14 protein-coding genes are annotated in these 18,068 nt (G+C 39.9%); 7 read left to right on the top strand and 7 right to left on the bottom strand.

Going from position 1 to position 18,068, the window contains the following annotated elements; genetic code table 11:
• Positions 1-4: 4 nt before the first annotated feature.
• The 3 genes from JO40_RS07915 to JO40_RS07905 all read right to left on the bottom strand — a co-directional run bounded on the left by JO40_RS07915 (position 5) and on the right by JO40_RS07905 (position 5,213).
• Positions 5-1,399: an ABC transporter permease gene (locus JO40_RS07915; RefSeq protein WP_044978866.1), complete on the bottom strand. Its 1,395-nt coding sequence runs from the start codon at positions 1,397-1,399 to the stop codon at positions 5-7.
• Positions 1,399-2,439: an ABC transporter permease gene (locus tag JO40_RS07910; RefSeq protein WP_044978865.1), complete on the bottom strand. Its 1,041-nt coding sequence runs from the start codon at positions 2,437-2,439 to the stop codon at positions 1,399-1,401. The genes JO40_RS07915 and JO40_RS07910 overlap by 1 nt, the downstream gene beginning before the upstream one ends.
• Positions 2,440-2,597: 158 nt before the next feature.
• Positions 2,598-5,213 carry an ABC transporter substrate-binding protein gene (locus JO40_RS07905; RefSeq protein WP_044978864.1) on the bottom strand — a complete coding sequence of 872 codons (2,616 nt, stop codon included), beginning with the start codon at positions 5,211-5,213 and terminating at the stop codon, positions 2,598-2,600.
• 352 nt (positions 5,214-5,565) lie between these two features.
• Between JO40_RS07905 and JO40_RS07900 the strand changes: the two genes are divergently transcribed.
• Positions 5,566-6,744: an ATP-binding protein gene (locus JO40_RS07900; RefSeq protein WP_044978863.1), complete on the top strand. Its 1,179-nt coding sequence runs from the start codon at positions 5,566-5,568 to the stop codon at positions 6,742-6,744.
• A 138-nt stretch (positions 6,745-6,882) separates the two neighbouring features.
• On the opposite strand, the gene JO40_RS07895 is transcribed toward JO40_RS07900, so the two are convergent.
• Genes JO40_RS07895 through JO40_RS07885 form a run of 3 tightly spaced genes read right to left on the bottom strand, consistent with a single transcriptional unit; the run spans position 6,883 to position 9,588 of the window.
• The gene (locus JO40_RS07895; protein ID WP_044978862.1) at positions 6,883-8,379 is read right to left on the bottom strand and encodes an NAD(P)-dependent malic enzyme; all 1,497 of its coding nucleotides are present in this window, start codon (positions 8,377-8,379) and stop codon (positions 6,883-6,885) included.
• A gap of 45 nt (positions 8,380-8,424) precedes the next feature.
• Entirely contained in the window at positions 8,425-9,027 is a 603-nt protein-coding gene (locus JO40_RS07890) for a shikimate kinase (protein WP_044978861.1), read from the bottom strand.
• A 12-nt stretch (positions 9,028-9,039) separates the two neighbouring features.
• Entirely contained in the window at positions 9,040-9,588 is a 549-nt protein-coding gene (locus tag JO40_RS07885; RefSeq protein WP_173402613.1) for a hypothetical protein, read from the bottom strand.
• Positions 9,589-9,688: 100 nt separating this feature from the next.
• On the opposite strand from JO40_RS07885, the gene JO40_RS07880 reads away from it, so the two are divergent.
• Positions 9,689-11,311, top strand: a complete 1,623-nt coding sequence (locus tag JO40_RS07880) for an ATP-binding protein (protein ID WP_044979761.1) — start codon at positions 9,689-9,691, stop codon at positions 11,309-11,311.
• Here the strand turns inward: JO40_RS07880 and amrA are convergent.
• The gene (gene amrA, locus JO40_RS07875; protein ID WP_044978860.1) at positions 11,295-12,695 is read right to left on the bottom strand and encodes an AmmeMemoRadiSam system protein A; all 1,401 of its coding nucleotides are present in this window, start codon (positions 12,693-12,695) and stop codon (positions 11,295-11,297) included. The two genes, JO40_RS07880 and amrA, sit on opposite strands and share 17 nt — an antisense overlap.
• 87 nt (positions 12,696-12,782) lie before the next feature.
• On the opposite strand from amrA, the gene JO40_RS07870 reads away from it, so the two are divergent.
• The 5 genes from JO40_RS07870 to JO40_RS07850 all read left to right on the top strand — a co-directional run bounded on the left by JO40_RS07870 (position 12,783) and on the right by JO40_RS07850 (position 18,048).
• The gene (locus JO40_RS07870; RefSeq protein WP_044978859.1) at positions 12,783-13,685 is read left to right on the top strand and encodes an ankyrin repeat domain-containing protein; all 903 of its coding nucleotides are present in this window, start codon (positions 12,783-12,785) and stop codon (positions 13,683-13,685) included.
• A 23-nt stretch (positions 13,686-13,708) separates the two neighbouring features.
• Positions 13,709-14,752 (top strand): tRNA preQ1(34) S-adenosylmethionine ribosyltransferase-isomerase QueA, encoded by a 1,044-nt coding sequence (queA, locus tag JO40_RS07865; protein WP_044978858.1) that lies wholly within the window; start codon positions 13,709-13,711, stop codon positions 14,750-14,752.
• A 219-nt stretch (positions 14,753-14,971) separates the two neighbouring features.
• The gene (locus JO40_RS07860; protein ID WP_044978857.1) at positions 14,972-16,192 is read left to right on the top strand and encodes an SPFH domain-containing protein; all 1,221 of its coding nucleotides are present in this window, start codon (positions 14,972-14,974) and stop codon (positions 16,190-16,192) included.
• A gap of 18 nt (positions 16,193-16,210) precedes the next feature.
• Positions 16,211-17,281, top strand: a complete 1,071-nt coding sequence (locus JO40_RS07855) for a TFIIB-type zinc ribbon-containing protein (protein WP_044978856.1) — start codon at positions 16,211-16,213, stop codon at positions 17,279-17,281.
• The gene (locus tag JO40_RS07850) at positions 17,275-18,048 is read left to right on the top strand and encodes a TPM domain-containing protein (RefSeq protein ID WP_044978855.1); all 774 of its coding nucleotides are present in this window, start codon (positions 17,275-17,277) and stop codon (positions 18,046-18,048) included. Before JO40_RS07855 ends, JO40_RS07850 begins: the two co-directional genes overlap by 7 nt.
• Positions 18,049-18,068 lie beyond the last annotated feature (20 nt).

Here is an 18,068-nt window from a genome sequence, read left to right as displayed (position 1 = left end):
CTCCTTACCTTGTCCTGAGTTTAGGATGCAGAATCTTATCCATTGCAAAACCTAGGAATGCAAATATCATACCCAAAAGGGCTATAAAAAGACCGGGAGGAATAATCCACCACCATAAGCCGTTTAAGGTTGCACCCGAACTTTGAGCATCATGGAGAATTTGTCCCCAAGTTACAATAGAAGGATCTCCCAAACCTAAAAGCGAAAGAGAGGATTCAAAAATAATGGCTCCCGGAACCGAACTTGCCATAATAGCAAAAGAATACGGCAAAAGAAGAGGAGCGATATGTTTTAGAATGATTCTCCATTTTCCGGCACCGAGGGCCTTTGCAGCTTCAATATAGGTTTCTTCCTTTATTTGTAAGGCCATTGAGCGGACGGTTTTTACCGAACCTGTCCAGCCGAAAATAATAAGGGCAAGGATTATCATCCATATACTCGGTTTAAAAACTGCGGCCGCTACAATCAATATAGGAATAATAGGAACGGACACGACTATTTCAAAGATAAACATCATAATCGTATCAACCGTTCCGCCGAAGTAGGCACTTATAATTCCGTACATAACGCCGACTAAAACCGAAATAATACTTGCAACAAGACCTATTAAAAGAGCCCATTTTAAACCGGCCATAACACCGGAAAATAAATCTCTCTTGTTTAGATCAGTACCCAAAAGACCCGAAACCGCTCCCGGAATTATAAGCCTAGGATTTTCAATCTTATTGGCAGAATTGGATGCAACATCTTTGGGTATAACGAATTTAAAAACATATTCACCCTTTAAAGGCTTTTTATCCCTGTACATGGTCTTTGAAACTTCAGAGAACAATAACTGAACAGGATTTGCGTTTCCCGATGTAGCAGAAGCGCCGTAAGAGGCAGTAAATTGCTGCATTGTGGATTTTGCATCGGTTAAAACCGTAAAGCGGCTGTGATAATCTTTTAAATTTCCTTTTTGAAAAACGCCAAGCTCAATACGCTTTCCGTCAGGCCGGATAACATCCAGACTCATTATTACATCGCCCGTAAGTTCGGCTCTAAAAATAATGTTGTTAGGATTTTTATCATAATTATAGTTATACTTAAAATTATAAACCTTAGCCTTACCGAAATGCTCCGATTCTTCTTCCGTAATCTCAGGCTCGGTAAACCGAACCGTCCTAGCCGATTTTTTCGAGCTAAATAATTCCGACCATACGGGAGGAGCGGAAGCAGGGTTATCTTCCCAATAAGAAATATTATGCCAATTATCGTTTGTTCCCTTAAAGGGCAAGACAATAGGCTCAAGTATAATCAAAATCACAAGTAAACCTAAAAGAACTATGGCGACAATGCCTATCTTTTCTTTTTTAAAATCATTCCAAAATTCTTTAAATCTATCAATAAAATTTTTCATTATTCCTTGCCTCCGACTTTTATACGCGGGTCTAAGAAACCGTAAACCAGATCAAGGATTATAAGACCTGCTTGATAAAGACCTGTTGTAATGGCCAAATCTCCCATTAAGACAGGAATATCGTTTTGCTGAACGGCAATCCAATAAAGCTGGCCTAAACCGGGCCACGAAAAAATACCCTCAAATATGATACTTCCCGACATTGAGGCCAAAAAGGAGAGCAAAATCATCGTTACCAATGGAGGTGCCGATGTCCTTAAAGTGTGGCCGTGAAGGACCTTCTTTTCGGGGATACCGCGTGCCCTTGCACTCATTATAAAATCTTCCTGCAAGGTACCCAAAACAAGGTTTCGGATAATGTAAGCCGTACTCCAAAAACCTAATAAAACCAAGGTAAGAATCGGAAGAGCAAGATGCTGCAGCCTATCAAATACAAACCGTATACCTTCCGGTACCGGAACAGAGTTTACACCTCCCGACGGAAAAAGGGGAATTTTGTAAACAAACACAAATATTAAAAGCATGGCTAACCACCAGCTGGGCATACCGTAAATGATAAGAGTAATCAAACTTGTTACCTTATCCTGCCGGCTTCCCGGCCTTTGAGCCTTTTTTAAGCCCAGGGCTAAACCGATCAGCGTATTAATCACAAAGGCTGTTGTAAAAAGCAAGAGGGTTCTGGGAATTGCCTCTCCCAATATTTTGATAACCTCTTGAGAACCCGTTAAGGATTTTATCGTTGTCGATTTACCGAAATCAAATGTTAGAACCCTCTTTGCGTTATGTAAAACACGCTCAACTAAGGGCCTGTCTAATCTATATTGTCTAATAAGGGTCAATTCTTGATCTTTACGCCATGCCATTATCTGTTCGGCAGTCATATTTTTTAGACCCTTTGCTTCAGCGCGAACCATTTCCATTATCTGGCTGCGCTGAACTTTTTCATTTATCTGATTAAATAAAAAAGAAAAGATAAAAATAAGAATGGAATATATTACTACACCCCGTAAAATACGTTTAAGTGCATACCACTTGTACATAAAAGTCTCCTACAAAATTTAGGCTTGAGCTCAAGGCACATTACTGCTAAAAAAGCTCAAAATGCCTCAAAGCCTTTTGGGCATCTCTAAAAAACCTTGTCAGACTTTTAGAGATGCCCTGCTTCAAGGCATCTTGATTTAAATTACAATCTTAAATTCTATTTAAGGATTGTAAAGCTTACCGAATTTGCTGAGGGCGGCTCATCGGAAATTGAGGTTAATACAACCATTATGTACTCTACACCTTTTTCAAGTCCGGCTACCTCTGATGCAGGTATTGTAATCGTGAATTTACCATCCCCGCTTGCTTTAGCTTCATAAACCTTCTCTCCGCCTGAAGGAAGCTGGAGCCGGCCTTCAACCTTTCCCTTATCAAGAGGCACTCTTTCAACCTCAGGATAAGCATACTTAGAAACGGTTACCTCAAATACGGCATCCTTGTCTGCCGAAGGGGCTACAGGAGCCTTGACATACTGAATTTCTGTAAGGTCTGTTTTAAACATATTCGGGAAGTAGTCGCTCTTATAAGGATATTTATCGAAGTTGGTTAATACGACGGAGCTTGTAATAGGATCGATTTTTTCGAACATTAAAGGACCTGTTGTAATATAAGCATTTCCGTATTTTTCGATAAAGTCTATAGAAGCCTTGTATCTTTTAACGGCATAATCTTCATTTATAAAGTCCTTTAAAGACACAGGAATATGCTTTGAAGCAACAAATTCTTCCAATTTAGCCTTGATATCTGCAAGACAATCGGGGTTTTTAACGTTTGCTTCTACACCGCGCTCTCCGCCGTCTTTAGCAAAGTTATAAACCGTTCCGCTCTTTGAACCGTGTACTACCATTTCTGCCAAGGCTTCATAAATTTCCCAAGGTACATTTGTTCGTCGTCCGGGGTTAGCAGCCTTTACGCTTAAACCGCCTACAGTTATAGCTGTATCTCTTGGAATAGGAGCATGGAAGTAGTTGCTGTATGTAGTGATAGAACCGTCCTTATTAAATACTATACCCTTTGTGGTTTTAAGACTTGGAAGAGTTACACTGCTTAAAGGAGCATCATAGTAGAGGTCTCCCTCTCCGTCCTTTATAGCCCACTCATAAGCAAAAGCAAAGGCATACCTGACATCGTTAAGATCGACAGGTTCGCCGTGATGCCAGTAATAACCGTCTACAAGCTTACCTGTTGCAACAGTTGCAACACTTTGACCGGCTTCGGCAGGAACCCATTTTTTTGAAGCCGTGTCATACATAACAGCCTCTGCAGGAACGGGAATATCACCGCCCATTGCAAGTTCATCATCGCCTTCCTCTGTCTTGTTACCTGTGGCTACGAATTTGGGAGCGAATTTTGCATTTGCAACATCAACAGTCGACATAGCAAATTCGGATCGTCCTACGGCAGGGTTATCAAAGGAAGCTCTATCGGTAACGGCATTAAAAAAGGCAGTACTATAGGTATCGCTAAAGCCCTGTCCGCCTACAGGATCCCATTCAGACATAAATAAGGAGCCTTGAGCCGAGAACTGCAATACTCGTAAAACTCTCTTTCCCTTATAGGGGCCGTCAGCATCGGGCTTAACATCGGCACATCTTACGGTCCAGCCGTTAAAGCCGTCAGAGGTTCCATAGAAAAGACGGGAATTAAATCTTCCCTTATTGGCTACATATAAATCGTTTTGAGAAACAACATAAACACGGATAGCCTCTTCCATTCCCAATGCACACATATCGGTGGTCTCGCTAAAGAATTCTTCGGCAGTCAAATACTGACCGTATGCTGCCTTTTTTCCTAAAACATCGAGCTTTTCGTTTGAATAATTCCAGAATTCGGCCTCTCCGCCTCCGGGCATGTAGCCGTAGAAGGGGCTGTACATCTGACAAAGAGGAGTTTCCCATGTTACGTAGAAACCGCCTGAACCCCAGCCTTCAAGGTACATCGTCCAATCATAATTGGCAGGGTTTCCGCCGTAAACAAGACTTCCGGCTGTTTTTCTATCTCTCTCAAAACCTTCAACCGTAAGACCGGCTTTTTCGATCTGAGCATGAATATAACGGGCTGCAGGAAGACGGCCTGTAGGATCGTCAACACGCATTATAGACTTGATTGTAACGGGCTTGCCCTTGTACATCCATTTTCCGTTCTCTTTTACAAGTTTTCCCTTGTTTTCAGCAAGTTGAGAAGCCTTTTGCATAGCGTCTTCAATCATGCTGATAGCTTTTTGCTCATCTCCCGTTTCGGTGATTCCGAATTTGGAAGCCAAGATATTATAGCGGTATGCTCCGGGAAGACCTACAGTACAGGGTGTGTACATAGGAGAACCTTCACCCAAAAGAAGTTCATCTACCAATTTCTTTCGGTTGATTAACCAGTTAAAGGCATAGCGGACTTCTTTGATTGCAACGGGGTTAAACATTTCCTCTCCGGCTTCCGTCTTCCAAACATAGGGAGCCTTGTTAGGAATAGGGTTAAATAGAAGAGACCAATAACCTGTAGGAACAGGATAAACATCTATCTTGTCTCTGTCTTCATCGCTCAAACCCGACAAAAGTACCGGCGGAACAGAGGTAAACATAAGATCGGCTTTTCCCTCAATAACATCTTTTAAGGCAACCGTTTGATCGGTACTTACGGAGTAGACAACCTTATCTACATAGGTACCGTTCTTTACCGGGCTTTTGCCTCCTGCGGCAGTTCCGGTGCCGCCTCCACATGCAGTAAATACCAAAGCCACTGCAAGCATACATGATAAAAACTTAACAAAACTTTTCATTAAATTCCTCCTGTTGTTTTTATGTGTTAAAAACACTGCATATATTAAAACATACTATTGTGAATTTGTCAAATATTTTTTTTATTTTATTTTAAAAATTTTATTAGTAATTTGAGAAAAATTAGAAAATAAAAGCACATTATACAGGAAAAACTTGCAGAGTTATGCATAATGAACTTATAAACGAATTTGAAAAACTTCTTTCCGAAACCTTGAAAATATTTTAATAAACTTTTTATTTTATATATTGTTATATAAAATAAAAAACCTTGACAAAAAGCTATGCAAATCATATAATAGACTATACGATTTACATGGTTTTTACAGCATAAATTGAAAAAAAAGGTTTTTTATGAAAAAAAGACTTGTCCAAAGGCATATTATAAAAAAATTAAAGCAGTTAGTCTCTTCTTTTCCGATAGTTGCATTAACGGGCTGCCGGCAATGCGGAAAATCGACTCTTTTAAAATACCTTTTCCCTGACTGGAAGTATGTTTCTCTTGAAGACTTGGATATAAGGCAGGCTGCCCAAAAAGACCCTCGATATTTTTTAAGCCTTTACCCCGAAAAGGCTATTTTCGATGAGGTGCAGCGTGTTCCCGATTTATTTTCGTATATTCAAACCCATACCGATTCTCTCAGTAAAATCGGCATTTATATCCTCTCAGGATCGCAAAACTTTTTACTTATGCAGTCAATATCCCAAACTCTGGCAGGAAGATGTGCCGTTTTAAACCTTTCAACCTTTTCGATACGGGAGTTAAAAGAGAGTAATCTTTTAATTGAAAATATCGACGAATGTTTATTTACCGGTTTTTATCCGCGTATTTATGACCAAAAACCTTTGCCCCAAGATTTTTACCGCTCTTATATCAAAACCTACATTGAGCGGGATTTACGGGATTTAAAAAACATAAACGATTTATCTTCTTTTCATAAATTTATCCGCCTGTGTGCAGGTAGAACCGGACAAATACTGAATCTTACAGAGCTTTCAAATGAGGCGGGACTTTCGGTAATAACGGCTCGTTCTTGGCTTTCAGTTCTTGAAACAAGCGGGCTTATTTTTTTCTTAAAGCCATATTCAAAAAATTACGGAAAAAGGCTCATTAAATCTCCTAAACTTTATTTTTATGATACGGGCTTGGTTTGTTCCCTATTGGGAATAGAAAATCATGAACAAGTAGGCACCCATTATTTAAGGGGAGGAATTTTTGAAAACCTCATAATAAGCACTTATTACAAAAACGAATTTTTTAGGGGAAGGGATGCAGAAGCTTTTTATTGGCGTAATTCCAACGGTCTTGAAATCGACTTGATAATAGAAAAACTCTCAAAAGGAAGGCCTCTTCTTAAAATATACGAAATAAAGTCCTCTGCCACAATGAACGAAAAATTCTTTTCTTCTATAAAAAAATTTTGCTCCATCAGCGGTACCGAAATAAAAAACTCAAATGTAGTTTATGCAGGAAACATTTCTTTTCCGGCAACCGATGAGCACGGGGCTTATATCTCGTGGAAAGATTGGTAACTAAAAAACCGGTTTTGAATAAAAAACCGGTTTTCAATAAAAAACCGGTTTTCAATAAAAAACCGGCCGATTCTTTTTAAGAGCCGGCCGGTCTTGTACAAAGTACTTCTAAAAATCCAAAAAGATTTTTAGAAAGATTTATTTTCTGTTCTTTTTAATCTGCTCGACAGCATATTCTAAGGCCTTTTCATAGAACTCCTGAGGAGGCTCTTTGATGAAGTTCTTTTCCATCAACATCTTAGTCAAGGAGCGGCTTTCTTCGATATCTTTTTTTGCCCTCTCGTAGGCTTCATCCCATGTCATGGTTACACGGGCCAGACCTTCCTTAATTGCCTGCATTGCAACATCGGCAGCTTCAACAGCGAATACGTCTTCATCCTGCATTGTAACTATGATATTGTCGGGATTTATGCCCTTTTTCTCGGAGTAGTCGGCAATCGAGTGAGAACATCGGATAGCCATTCCGTCTGAAATCTTTTTAGCTCTTACCAAAAGAGCTCCCTTTAGAATACCGGGGAAACATACGGAGTTGTTAATCTGGTTCGGGAAGTCTCCTCGTCCCGTTCCGACGATAAAGGCGCCAGCGGCCTTAGCTTCGTGGGGCCAGATTTCAGGGATGGGGTTTGCACATGTAAAGACGATAGCTTTTTTATTCATCGAGGCTACCTGTTCCTTTGTTACGGTGTTGGGCCCGGGTGTAGAAAGAGCGATTAAAACGTCGGCACCCTTCATTGCCTCATCAAAGGTCTGTATCTTTTGGGGGTTGGTCTGTAAACAGAGCTCCCACTTGCGGTAATAGCGTTTATCCTCCTCTATGTCTTTTCTGCCGGAATGCAATGCTCCCCTTGAGTCGCAGATAATCATATTTTCAGGCTTACCGCCGTCAGCCAAGATAAGACGGGCTATTGTCGTGTTTGATGCTCCTGCTCCCAAAAGTACAATCTTGCAGTCTTCCATCTTTTTACCGGCAAGTTTTATGGCGTTCAAAAGACCCGCAAGGGTTATACAGGCGGTGCCTTGAGCATCATCATGCCAGACGGGGATTTCGCAGACCTCTCTCAAGGTATCCAAAACCTTAAAGCAGTCAGGCTGCTGAATGTCTTCAAGGTTTACGGCTCCTACCGAGGGCTCGAGCATTCTGACAAAATCGATTATCTTGTCGGGATCGTGTTTGCCTGCTTTGACGCTTCTGCGGCTTTCTTCATCTACGCGTACAATTGAATCAATACATAGAGGATAAGAGTCAACGCCGCCTAAATACTTCATAAGCATACATTTGCCTTCCATAACACCCAGTCCTCCGGGAGGAGTGCAGTCGCCGTCGCCCAAGACCCGTGTAGAGTCGCTTACAACCGCAACCAAATTACCTTTGTTGGAAAGAGCAAAGGATGTTTCATTATCATCGCGAATTGAGGTAGAAATTGCCGAAACGCCGGGCGTATACCAAACGTTAAACCAATTAAAACCGTACAAACCACATTTGGGGACAGTCTGGAGCTTTCCGCCGTAAAAACTGTGGGTTAAAACCGACAGTTTTTTTAAAAAATGCGTTTTCGCGAGAGCCTTTTCATCATCCGTAAAATCGGACGGGAATAATTCAGTAATGGAGTTCAACTCCTTATCGATTCTTTTCATAGAATAATGATAACATAAGAACAGGATTTTATCAAGCCTTAAATTTTATTTAACTAAAGATGAAATGATTTTATCTGCCGTTTTTTCGGGCGAGATCCCCTTCGGGTTTACTGAAAATGAAGATAGGGCCTTGTAGATTTTTATACGCCTTTCATATATTGAAAAAAAACGTTTTTCCGCATCTTTTTCATTTTTAATATTTTCTCCTAAAAATGCAGGATAAAAGCCTTCTTTATGTGCAGCCGTTTTTATTCTATAAAAAATTTCGGAAGGAGGCGTATCTATTAAAACGATGTTTGGATGGGATTTGATTTTTTCGATAAGTAGAATATTATCAGCCGAACCGCCGCCTGTGCTTATAACGGCGTTTTTGTTTCCACAGATAACGGCGTTTTTGTTTCCACAGATAACGGCGTTTTTGTCATCACAGATAACGGCGTTTTTGCCGATTATTTTGTTAAAGCATTCAAATTCTTTTAAACGGAAAATTTTTTCTCCAAAGGTCTGATAAAGTTCTCTTATATTTTTCCCGTAAAATTCTTCCATATAAGCGTCGGTATCTATAAAGGAGGCTTTTAATTTTTTTGCTAAAATCTTTCCCGTTTCAGTTTTTCCTGCCCTGCTCATTCCAACTAAAAATATAATCATCAAATATTTCCTTTACTTAGGATCGTCTTGGCTTATTTTAATTTTGCGCAAAATAAGAAGTTTACCCAATTCTCCCGAATAGGGCTTTCTTTGACCGTCTAAAAATGAAAGAGAACCGTCATCATTTTTTATAAAAAATTCGCTCAGGACACTTTGTTCAAAATACAAAATAATAATCCCGTCCTTTGCTATAAGCCATTTACCATGTGAGATTTCAGGCTCCGTTCTTCCTTCTTTAAAAAGCAAAACCCTTGCACTTTGATCGGCCTTAAATTCCACCGAATAACTTGTAATCCCAAAACGGGATATCTCATTTTGGGATGCTCCGCTTTGGGATGTCTCGCTTCGAAATGAAGGAAAGCTCATAACATAGACACCCAAAAAAGGGTCTTCCGGTTCCTTTTCGGTTACCTCAGGCTTAGAAGGCTCCAATGGTTCGGCAATTCGGCGGCTCTTACAAGAAAAAGTCAACAAGATAACAAAGAACAGACTACAAAAAAAATATGTCAATAATTTAAATTTTCGGTTTTTAATTTTTTTCACCTCAAGTTTCTTTTTCAAGTATAACTTATAAACACATTCGGTTCAATAGAAGCGGAACCTATTGAACCCTATATAAATAATTGACAATTGACCTACCTTATGTTAGACTATAACTATGATGGATTTTAGCAGAAAATTGCCTATAGGCTTACAAAGTTTTAAGGATTTACGCGAAAAAGAATTCCTCTATGCGGATAAAACCGAATATGTTTTTCGTCTTGCAAATGCAAGTAAAGTTTATTTTTTAAGCCGCCCCCGCAGGTTCGGAAAAAGCCTTTTCCTTTCGACATTAGAAGCCTACTTTTTAGGGCAAAAAGAACTTTTCAAGGGCTTGGCAATAGAAAGCCTTGAAGAAGCCGAAAAGGGAAAGCGCGAAATCTGGCAGGAATATCCCGTTTTTTACTTGGACTTTAATGTCGGTAAATATGACTGTATTGAAGCCTTAAATACCAATTTTAATGTATTCTTATCGGATTTAGAAAAAAAATATGGGGCCGCTAAAGAAGAGGGTAATTATGCAAAACGTTTTGAAGGTGCTTTAAAAAGAGCTTATGAAAAAACGGGAAAACAGGTAACTGTGCTAATCGACGAGTACGATAAGCCTCTTTTATATTCAATGGATAATGAAGCCTTAAATGAAGAATACAGGGCTGCTCTAAAATCCTTTTATTCGGTTTTAAAAACAGCAGATCAATATATACGCTTAGCCTTTTTAACCGGTGTTACCAAATTCAGCAAGGTAAGTATTTTTAGCGACTTAAACAACTTAAATGATATAAGCCTCTTACCTCAATTTTCAGGCATCTGCGGGATAAGCCAAAAAGAATTATTAAGGACCTTTGAACCTGAAATAAGAGCCCTAGCTGATGCTAACGGCTTAAGCTATGACGAGTGCATCAAAACCCTAAAACAAAAATATGACGGCTATTGCTTTTCTCCCGATACTGAAAGAATGTACAATCCCTTTAGCTTGCTAAATGTCTTTTTTGGGCAACAATTTGAGTATTATTGGTTTGCAACGGGAACGCCCACCTTTTTAGTAAATGCGTTAAAAAAAGAAGATTTCCATATCCCTAACTTAGACGGAAATGTAGAGATGACCTCTGCCGGTTTGTCGGATTATAGGGCAGGAGCGGGCTCCGAAATACCTATATTGTTCCAAGCGGGATATTTGACAATAAAGGGTTACGATAAATTATTACAGCTTTATAGGCTGGGCTTTCCGAATGATGAAGTCAGATACGGCTTTTTATATAATCTTTTTCCGAGCTATTGTAATGTAGTTTATGCAGACGGCCCCTTTTGTATTGCTCAATTTTATAGGGATATAATTGCAGGCAGGATAGAAGAGTTTATGCAGAGGTTAAAATCTATAATGGCGGCTCTCCCCTATGACAACATAAAAAAAGACAGCGGGGAAAGCATCGTATTGAGGGAACATAATTTTCAAATTTGCGTATACTTGGTATTTGCTCTATTGGGACAGTTTATCGAACTTGAAACTCCTGTTTCCAACGGAAGAACCGATGCAGTGATAAAAACGGAAAGTACGATTTATATTTTTGAGTTTAAGCTAAAAGAGAGTGCGGAAGCCGCCTTAGAGCAAATAAAAGAAAAAAACTATGCCGAAAAATACAGGGCTGAAAATAAAAAGATAATGCTCATCGGTGTCAGTTTTGATCCGGAAGAAAAGACCGTCGGAGAATGGATTATTGAAGAGGTTTCTACTCATGCCTTATAACTTCAAAGCGGTACATGCGGTAAGGTTCTTCGGGGCTTATTCCGCCTTTTTGAAGAGCTATGGCGACCTGCATACCGGCAGAATCGATGCCTTCAAGGTTGGGTAAAAGAAGTCCGGTACGATGCCCGAATGAAACTATTACACCGAAACGCTTTACATCCAAATCGGCAATAGAGCTTATTTCTTCCGGTTTTGAAAGAATATCCACAGAACATACAATTTCATTCATTTCGGACAGCTCAACGGAAGGAAATCGGGGATCATTTAAGGCAGCCGATACGGCATTTTTAATTATTTCTTCACTTATGCGGCCTTTGGTAGGAAGTATCGTACCTATACATCCTCGAAGCTCCCCTTTTTTCTTTAAGCATACAAAAACACCGGCCTTTCCCGATTGAATACCCTCGGTATTCTTAGGTTTTAAAAACTTATTATGCTTTAAATAGTAGATAATGCTCCTTCGTGCAAGATTTATATAAGGGTCTTTTGTTTGAGAATCGGGCAATATAAATTTCTTCTTTTTGTTAAAAACAATCTCTAAGTCCTCATCTTCCGGCTGCCTTATAGATTCAACATTAAATCGAGCAACACCGTATCCGACTCCGAATGGGCCCTCGTAGGAAAGCAGCTCTTGAGAATGTTTATAGCAGGATAAAAGCCCCGACAAAATTAAAAAAGAATTAAGCCCGCACTCCCCCGCCCTTTCGGTAAGCAAAGGAGGAATATCGGCAAATTCGGAAAGACTTCCCTTTTCTATAATTCTTACAAATTCCTTATCGAATTTGGGTCCTTCAGGGGCAAAACCGTAAGGGCCTGTAGAAAGAAGCCGATGTGAAAGATCTCCGCTCGCAATAAAAACCGATTTGCATTTTTTTTCTTCAATAATATCGGAAAGAATTGACCCGAATTCTTCAAGCATTGTGCTCAACATAATTCCGTAATTTATATGCACAAGAGAAAAATTTGAAAACTCGGAACTTATAAAATAAAGCGGAACAAAGGAGCCGTGATCGAGATTCATATCTACAGCCGAATAAGGAAACCCCATCTTTTTACATTTTTTGATTATTTCTTTTACAATCCGCTCATCGTTTTTTGCCGAAAAACGCAAATCGGGACAGCCGAATTGAGCCATAGTTCCTTCGATAAGAGGAGCCGTATTTATTGTAACTGCCCCTCGGTGCATTTTTGCATGTGGAGTAATGATTATAATAGTTTCAGGTTCTATTTGCTTTACTTCTTTCGATATGGTTTTAAGAGCCTTAGAAGTTGAAGCTATTTTTTTCTCCTCTCCCCTGCCTATTTCGGGAATTATTATCGGAGGATGAGGGGTGATATATGCAGCCCTTAGATTAGTATCTTTTGAACAAAGCTCTTTACTCATAGAATTATTATAATATAGTTTTTAAAATTATACCAGCATAAAATCCATTCTATTTACTTTTTTTTGTAAGAAGATATAATCAGTATTATGAATGTCGCTATTTTTTATGATGAAAAGAAAAAAGATGCAGCGATGGCTATTAAAAATATAATCATATCCCATGAATGTGATGTAACTTTATACAATGAAGATGAGATATGGAAAGATGAAAATTTAAACACGCCGCGCCATATTATGAAAAACATTTCACATGTTCTCTTTATTTACAGTAAAAACCCTGCTGCCTATTTGGGCTTTATGTTTTTTTCGGGCTATGCCACCGGTTTAAATCTTCCGGTTCTTGTGCTGGAAGAAAATGAAAAACTTGAGCTTCCTAAAAACTTTTTGCGTTCGTTTGTTATGCTGACAATTAAGTCCTTTGAGGCCTATTTTGAGGTAGAAAAAAAACGCTTTACGGAAAATCAGCTTAAAGAACAGGCACGCTCAAAACTTTTAGAAAACGGCTATTCTCTTTTTATTCCGAATTATGTGCGTGCGGTTAAAAATAATGAAAAAGAAATCGTAGAACTTTTTATCGATGCAGGCTTTGACCCTTCACAAAAAGATTCCCTCGGAACGCCGGTTTTATCCCTTGCCGTAAGAAACAAATGTTTTGAAACACTTGAACTCCTGCTTGAAAAAGGGGCGGCAATAAATCTTTGCGCCGAAGACAGAAACTACTCTGCCCTGATGGATGCGGCTCAAGTCGGATACCTTAAAGCGGTACAAGCCCTCCTCGAAAAAAAAGCCGATACCAATATTCAAAGCAAGGACGGACAAACAGCCTTGATTCTTTCAGTAGGCCGCCGTGAAGCCGAGATTGCGGAAATGCTTGTAAAACACGGGGCCGACTGCAATATCAAGGACGGACTAGGTATGTCTGCCCTCGGGTACGCAAAGCTCTTCGGAGATAAAAAAATTTTATCCTTGTTCGGCGAACAAGCAAATTAAAACACTTACTGTGACGGAAAACTATGCTTACAAAAGAATTTAACTTTGACTTGCCCGAAGAGCTTATAGCTCAATCTCCCTCCGAAAAAAGAGGCGGCGACAGGCTTTTAATTTTAGACAAACAAAGCGGAAAACTTGAGGACAGGCTCTTTACGGAACTGCCGGAACTACTGCCAAAAAAGGCCCTCATGGTTTTTAATAACTCGAAGGTGCGTCATGCCCGCATTTATGCAAAAAGCAAAACAAATGCGGTTTGCGAATTTTTAATGATTAATCCTATGAAGGACTCGGACGGTACCCTTTGGCAGGTTATGGCAAAAAAAGCAAAACGCCAAAAGCCCGGGAAAAGCTTTTTGTTTGAAGACGGAACTGAGGCCGAAATAATCGAGTCCGAGATACCTCTCGAAAGCGAATTCCGCTGTATGAAATTTAATAGAATCATCGATGATGAATGGCTGGATAAATACGGGCACATGCCCCTGCCTCCCTACATTCACAGGAAAGACACCCAAGAAGATGCAGATCGCTATCAGACTGTCTATGCAGAAATCTACGGCTCGATTGCGGCTCCCACAGCAGGCCTCCATTTTACACAAGAAGTGCTTTCAAAAATAAGGGATAAGGGAATCGATATTGAATATGTAACCCTCCATGTGGGACTCGGTACCTTTCTTCCCGTACGGGCGGAAAAAATAGAAGACCATAAGATGCACACCGAACATTTTTTTATTTCGGAAAAAACAGCTCAGGCCGTTGAAAAAGCAAAGAAGGAAGGAAGGCCTATTATAGCCGTAGGAACGACTACCGTGCGCACCCTCGAATCCGCATGGGATGAAAAAAGAAAAGAATTAAAACGGGGCAATCAGTCTACGGATATTTTTATTTACCCCTCATATAAGTTTAAGCTGATAGATAAGCTCTTTACCAATTTTCACACCCCGGAGTCGAGCCTCGTAATGCTGGTCTCCGCCCTCGCAGGAAAAGAAAATATTTTTAAAGCCTACCGCCATGCCGTCGAAGAAAAATATAAATTCTTTTCGTATGGGGACGCAATGCTGATTTTGTAGGGATAAAGCTATTAGAGGCTGTTCCGTTAGTGAGGCATATAAATATCTTCGGGAGCCGCAGTTTTAGAAACTTAATTTCTTGCAAAAAACAAAAAAATCTCTTCAAAAAAGTTGTAACATACGGAAAAATGTTATATAGTGTAATAATGATGGTGTGAAAACGCAGCTGCAACACTATATTTAGAGCGTGCGTTTTTCAACTTCATTATTGGAGGTATTATGGGACTTATAGCAGCAGCAGTTGGAGCCGTAGGCGGCGGTTTAGCCGATCAGTGGCTTGAGGTTATTGAAGCAGGAGATATGGGTGAAAGCGTCGTTCTTGCAAAAGGCGTTGCCGTCCGCACCGATAAGAGGAACACAAACAAAAAAGGTTCAAGCGACATTATTTCAAACGGTTCTATTATTCATGTAGATCAAAACCAGTTTATGATGTTAGTAGACGGAGGAAAAATAGTAGATTATACGGCGGAGCCCGGTTATTTTAAGGTAGAAAATTCGGCCTCGCCCTCCCTTTTCGGCGGTCAATTCGGTGATGCCTTAAAAGAAACCTTCAGCCGTTTTAAATTCGGCGGAACCACCCCGATGAAACAGGAAGTATTTTATGTTAATTTACAGGAGATTAAGGGCATTAAATTCGGAACTCCCAATCCACTGCAATACTTTGATAATTTCTATAATGCAGAATTGTTTTTGCGTACTTTCGGAAATTATTCGATTAAGATAACCGATCCGATAAAGTTTTTTAAAGAAGCCTGCCCACGCGATGCCGAAAATGTTCACATTGATGAAATAAACGAACAATATTTAAGCGAATTCCTAGAAGCCTTACAGGCTGCCATCAGCCAAATGTCTATGGAAGGCGAGCGCATTTCCTTTATTCCTTCGAAGGGTACGGTTTTAAGTAAACACATGTCCCAAATTCTGGATGATTCATGGAAAGAATTGCGGGGAATGGAGGTGCTTTCAGTCGGTATTGCAAGTATTTCCTATGATGATGAATCTAAAGAACTTATCAATATGCGCAATAAAGGAGCTATGCTCGGAGATCCTAGCGTACGAGAGGGCTATGTGCAAGGCTCGATTGCCCGCGGTATGGAAGCGGCAGGTTCAAATCAGGCAGGAGCCGGAATGGCCTTTATGGGCATGGGTATGGGCATGAATGCGGCAGGCGGTTTTATGGGACAAGCCAGTCAAACCAATATGCAGCAGATGCAAATGCAGCAGGCCGCTCAGGGAGGTGCACAAGGAGCGGCTCAAGGAGCCGGTGCGGGCGGTAAAGCCGCAGGTGAATGGTTTTGCACCGAATGCGGCCATAAAAACACCGGAAAGTTTTGTGCCGAATGCGGAAGCCCTAAACCTCAAGGAAGCGGTTGTCCTTCATGCGGTGCAGAAATAAAGGCAGGTTCAAAATTCTGTCCCGAATGCGGAGCAAAATTATAGTTTATAAAGAGGAAAAATATGAGTATTGAAAATTATAAATGTCCATCCTGCGGGGCTCCTATAAGTTTTGACCCGAAAACCGGAGGCTTTAAGTGCGGCTATTGTTTTTCAAGCTATACGGAAGAAGAACTTACCAAATATATGGAAGGGCTAAAAGAAAAAAAGGAAGGCTATGAAGAAAACTCTTCTTCCGAAACCGGAGAAAGTTCAGGGGACGGAAAGATAAAACAATATCACTGTAACAACTGCGGTGCGGAAGTTGTGGTGGGTGACACTTCAAGTACGGCCTTTTGCTACTATTGCCACAGTCCAGTAGTTTTGTCCGACAGGCTTAAAGGGGACTTTAAACCTGATAAGATTATTCCTTTTAAAATTGATAAAAAAGAGGCCTTAAAGCATTTTGCATCTTGGGTAAAAGGCAAAAGCTATGTACCCGCAGACTTTACAAGTACCGGTACGCAAGAAAAGATGACGGGGATTTATCTTCCTCATTGGCAGGCTGATGTTACAGCTGACGTTGACTATCATGCTACGGGACTTAAAATATCTACGACTCGAAGCGGGAACACTGAATATACAAAAACGGATAAGTATAAGATTGACCGCACGGGAAAGATTGAGTTGGATAAGTTTCAAGAGCTGGCTTTTACAAAGATAGACAAAACCCTTATCAATGCAATAAGTCCCTATGATTTGAAGAACCAAAAAGATTTTTCTCAAGGTTATCTTGCCGGCTTTTCTTCGGAGCAATATGATATTAAAAAGGAAGATATAGAGCCTATAATAAAAGGCAGAGCGGAAGATTATACTAAAGGGCTTATTCAAGACTCTACCGATTATGGCGGAAGTATTGAAGATGAACAGGATAATACTTCCTATACCGTAAAAAATTATAACTATGTTTTGCTCCCCTCATGGATACTTACCTATCTTTATAAGGGAAAAACCTATGTCTTTGCGGTGAATGGAGAAACAGGAAAAGCTACAGGCGAGCTTCCGGTAAATAAATCTAAACTTGCCCTTGTATCAGGTATTATATCGGGAATTCTTGCAGCTCTCTTACTCTTAGGCGGGAGGTTTATATGGTAGCAAAAAAAATTATTTACGCATTAATGTTTTTTATCTGCATAAACGTTTATTCAGAAAGTGAAAAAAAACTTTTGATAGATGAAGCGGGCGTTCTACAGCCTGAAGTTTTTGCTAAAATAGAAAAACGTCTTAAAACAGTTTCCCAAAAGAGCGGTTCTGATGCAGTTGTTGTTATTGTTTCCGATGCGGGAGAAAAAAGTCCTCAAGACTATGCCGATGATTATTTTGATTACAATGGTTATGGTCAAGGTTCTAAAAAAGAAGGAAGTCTTTTACTCATTATAACAGGGGACGGAACTCCGGGTACAAGACATGCCCATATTTCAACCCATGGAGAAAAAACAATAAAAACTATTACCGACAGTACTGTCGAAAGACTTTTGGATTCTCTTATAGACGGAGGCTTAAAAGAAAACGATTATCTCAGCGGAATAGAGTCATATCTTAATACTCTAGGCAGAAGATTTTATAACAGCCTTTCCCTTTTGGAGATTTTACTGAGCTTAGGCCTTGCAATATTAGTCTTTCTTTCTAAATTTTTAGGAACGCTTAAAAAATATAAAAACAAGGGAAACTTTGCTGCCGCACCGTTCTATGATGTCAATAAGAACAGTCTTGTCTCATTTGCAACAGTCAATGACACCTTTCTTTCTACCAATACGGTATCTCATGTTATTGAATCGAATAGAAACAGCAGCGGAAGCAACAGCACTACTCACACATCTTCCTCAGGGGAAACACATGGAGGCGGAGGAAGAAGTTTTTAAAATATTGCAATGTGATAATT

Origin of the sequence: Treponema putidum, assembly GCF_000755145.1 — a bacterium.
Classification (GTDB): Bacteria; Spirochaetota; Spirochaetia; order Treponematales; family Treponemataceae; genus Treponema_B; species Treponema_B putidum.
This window is presented reverse-complemented; position numbering and strand designations above follow the sequence as displayed.

Bases quoted from the DNA above. Each gene is read 5' to 3' on its own strand.
- JO40_RS07915 (WP_044978866.1), bottom strand. From the start codon at position 1,399: ATGAAAAATTTTATTGATAGATTTAAAGAATTTTGGAATGATTTTAAA.
- JO40_RS07910 (WP_044978865.1), bottom strand. From the start codon at position 2,439: ATGTACAAGTGGTATGCACTTAAACGTATTTTACGGGGTGTAGTAATA.
- JO40_RS07905 (WP_044978864.1), bottom strand. From the start codon at position 5,213: ATGAAAAGTTTTGTTAAGTTTTTATCATGTATGCTTGCAGTGGCTTTG.
- JO40_RS07900 (WP_044978863.1), top strand. From the start codon at position 5,566: ATGAAAAAAAGACTTGTCCAAAGGCATATTATAAAAAAATTAAAGCAG.
- JO40_RS07895 (WP_044978862.1), bottom strand. From the start codon at position 8,379: ATGAAAAGAATCGATAAGGAGTTGAACTCCATTACTGAATTATTCCCG.
- JO40_RS07890 (WP_044978861.1), bottom strand. From the start codon at position 9,027: ATGATTATATTTTTAGTTGGAATGAGCAGGGCAGGAAAAACTGAAACG.
- JO40_RS07880 (WP_044979761.1), top strand. From the start codon at position 9,689: ATGGATTTTAGCAGAAAATTGCCTATAGGCTTACAAAGTTTTAAGGAT.
- amrA (WP_044978860.1), bottom strand. From the start codon at position 12,695: ATGAGTAAAGAGCTTTGTTCAAAAGATACTAATCTAAGGGCTGCATAT.
- JO40_RS07870 (WP_044978859.1), top strand. From the start codon at position 12,783: ATGAATGTCGCTATTTTTTATGATGAAAAGAAAAAAGATGCAGCGATG.
- queA (WP_044978858.1), top strand. From the start codon at position 13,709: ATGCTTACAAAAGAATTTAACTTTGACTTGCCCGAAGAGCTTATAGCT.
- JO40_RS07860 (WP_044978857.1), top strand. From the start codon at position 14,972: ATGGGACTTATAGCAGCAGCAGTTGGAGCCGTAGGCGGCGGTTTAGCC.
- JO40_RS07855 (WP_044978856.1), top strand. From the start codon at position 16,211: ATGAGTATTGAAAATTATAAATGTCCATCCTGCGGGGCTCCTATAAGT.
- JO40_RS07850 (WP_044978855.1), top strand. From the start codon at position 17,275: ATGGTAGCAAAAAAAATTATTTACGCATTAATGTTTTTTATCTGCATA.